Consider the following 3,100-nt stretch of genomic DNA (forward strand, 5'->3'; position numbering starts at 1 on the left):
AAGTCGGGGGAAGTGTCGTTGCCATGACACCGCTTGCAGTCGGTTATCGTGTATGCAGAGTTCCAACCGCTGCCTGCTTCGAACGGCACATTCTGCTTGCCCTTGCCGTCACTGTGGCAGTAAACATTGCTGCAGATGCCGGTTGCTGCTGTGTAACGCCCCGCTTTTGATCCGCTGTAGTCGCCCATTATACCGTTGACGTGGACTGATTGGCTGTTGATCGTAACGTTATCGATGTTCACGGTCTTGGCATGGCACTCAGCACAACCTATGGCTTTCCCAAGGCTGATATTCGCTGCAGGGCTTAGGTGTGCCGGGTGCTTTTTGCTGGTCAAAGTAACTGCGTCGCTGCCGTGGCAGCCATTGCAGTCAATTATTGCTCCCCAAGTAGCAGATTTGCTGAAATGGCAATTTATGTTTGAGCAGGTAGTTGCTGTTACCGGATTACCGATAACGGCATCGAATGATGACGTCCCACCGGCAAGAACATCATATGCCTTGTTCACGTGAAGCGTCTTGTTAGTTATCGTTCCTGATGCATTAACCATGATGCTGTGACAGTTATCGCAGCTGAACTGATGCTTATTGTGGCTGTTCGCCTTTATCCCTGAATAGATCGGTCCAATTTTTGAGCCTGCTGTTCCACCTGAATGACAGGCATTACAGGCAAGCGGCATTGACCCGCTTGTCCAGCCCACAAAGCCCAACTGTGAATAGGAACCGCTGAATACTGTACCCTCGCTGTGGCAATAGTTGGCTGAACAGCTCCCGTAACCGTTGCCTGCCGGGTTTGAAGACTGGCTATAACTTCCTCCGTAAGTTGTACTGAAAGCTACATCTATGTTGCTATCCCCATGTTTAAGAGGATTGTCCTTGCCGGAATTAAGGTGGCAGTCAGGGCATCCATAGCGGTAATCATTGATATGCGTGGTATGACTGCCGGTGCTTATCTTGACAGAATCAGTACGGCGTCCGCCATGGCACTCCCCGCAGAGGAGATAGCCACCACCCCATGCAACTGTCTTGTATGTCCCGCCCGTAGATCTGCCTGAATCAGACTGAACTGCGCTGTGGCAGTATAAATCGGTACAGTTCCCGTAACTTCCGGTAGTTGCCAGATAGCCTGTGGACATCTGGTTGAAACCTTTATAACCGGCTATGGGAGAGAACGCTGCGAGGTTGATCTTTACATGACCATTGACCATGTGGATGCTGGAGGAATAGTAGTTGTCGTGGCAATAGCCGCATCTCTCACCAGCATTGCCGAGTTTCCCAACGTGAGTCTTGTGGGCGCCGGTTGAGACCCCTCCGAAAACAGGAGTAGGAGGGTTCTGCACAGAAGAGCCATGACATGAAGAGTTCTCACAGCTTCCAAGCGGCCCCTGTGTCCATGAAACCGAAGGGCCTGTGCGACCTGAAGGGATATTCCAGTTGTCGCCGTGGCAATAAATCGCGCAGGTGTTTGCTGTTGCAAGATTTCCGTCACTACGCAGAATGGTTCCAGGATTGCCGGGAGCTACTGCATATTTTGCCCTGGTGCTGTTCGAACTGTATCCGGTAAAGGTGCCTGCTGTTATTGAACCGGTAAAAGGTGGCCATGTTGCCTGGTCAACCTTGAATCCCAGCTCCACATAACCGTTCCCCAGGTAACCGTGATAGATATCGATGTCGCCATTATGGCAGACGCTGCATTCAAATCCGTTCTTGTTGCGGTGACGGTCATGCGCCCCTATTTTTTCCGGCGGTGCTGAAGGAGTCCCTCCCAACAACAGTGTTGCCGGCGCTGAAAGCCCTTGGGCAGCGCCGCCGTAATCAGAATTTGTAACGGGCGGGTTGCCGTGGCAGCTGCCGCAATCTTTGGCATTAGGCCTTGCGAACGCCCTACCATGCTGATGGCACTGAGTACAGTCTCCTCGGTTGCTTTTATGTTCGGGATGCGACCTGTTTGCCACTTTGCTTGAGCTGTACAGGTGATACATTGTCTTATGATGGCAAACCTCACATATATTGCTGGAGTTATTCTGGTTGACCAGTCTTTCATCGTTGCCGAAAATTCCGTTCGTATAATTGCCGGCCGTGGTAAGTCTATTGAAAACTACTCGTCTGATTCCTAGTGGGGTAACAATATTATTCCTGATTTTTTTTATATTTGCCGTGCCCCTTTGGTGACAGGTACTACACGCATAATCACTGCCCCAGGTAGTCCCATATTTGAAATCAGGAGCGCCGGAGTTTATCGCCTTGTGGATAATATTTGCCGCTTGTCCCTTATCAGCCACGAGTAACATAAGAATTATCAGTAAGGCTGTCAGTGCACCAACACTAGGGATCTGCTTGTTTTTTGCGTGCGAATTCACGATCCCGTAAATACTTCGCACAATCAGATCTAGCATAAGCATGCTCCCCCTTGTTAATGCAGATTCATCATTGCCAATGAAAATCCAGCCCTGCAATATTCAATAATTTAAATTAAAATATTTTGTTAAAAGACCACTTTTCCCCGCCATTCCCCATGATTCACGAATCCCCATAATTTTTTTCTGATGTAAAATAAGCTAGTTACAAAAATATTTAATTAAATTTATTTGCATTAATTAACAATAGCTATTCGTTTGTGCAAATTTATTACCAATTATTTAACAATTATTTAATTATTAAATTCAAATATTATTTCTTAATATTGAAATATTAGGAAATAAGAAAACTTGAGTTTGAGATTAGGATCAGGGAAATAATACGAAAAAAGGCGTGCCGGATGATTCGGCACGCCTTAGACCTTATGATTTACTGGATATGATTGGTATTAGGCAGGACGCTTCAAACGCCCTGCCTTGCTACTACCATGGTGTCAGCTTGTTCCATCTTTGATTGACCGGGTTGTAATTCGCACCTCCGGCGGTCCCAGTGTTGTGGCAGCTGGAACCATAGGAGGCAGCCGTAGGCTGAGTGCCCTGGGTCGTTCCGGTAGGATTATTAGTCTGGAACCACCAGCCCCCAGGGTTCTGGGAAGAACCAGGGGTATTGGAGTACCGCGATCCACCACCAGGGAAACGGCCAGCCCCCAGAGCCGAGGAGGTCAAGGTGCTCTGGATGATGTTAC

The 3,100-nt window shown here is 48.3% G+C and carries 2 protein-coding genes; both read right to left on the minus strand.

What is annotated here, in order from left to right; all coding sequences use genetic code 11:
• Positions 1-2,393: CxxxxCH/CxxCH domain c-type cytochrome (locus KI809_RS20320; RefSeq protein ID WP_214173433.1), on the minus strand; the 2,393-nt coding region annotated here is incomplete at its 3' end.
• A 444-nt stretch (positions 2,394-2,837) separates the two neighbouring features.
• The coding region (locus tag KI809_RS20325) for a hypothetical protein (RefSeq protein ID WP_214173434.1) at positions 2,838-3,100 on the minus strand (263 nt) is incomplete at its 5' end.

This window comes from Geoanaerobacter pelophilus, from assembly GCF_018476885.1.
GTDB lineage: Bacteria > Desulfobacterota > Desulfuromonadia > Geobacterales > DSM-12255 > Geoanaerobacter > Geoanaerobacter pelophilus.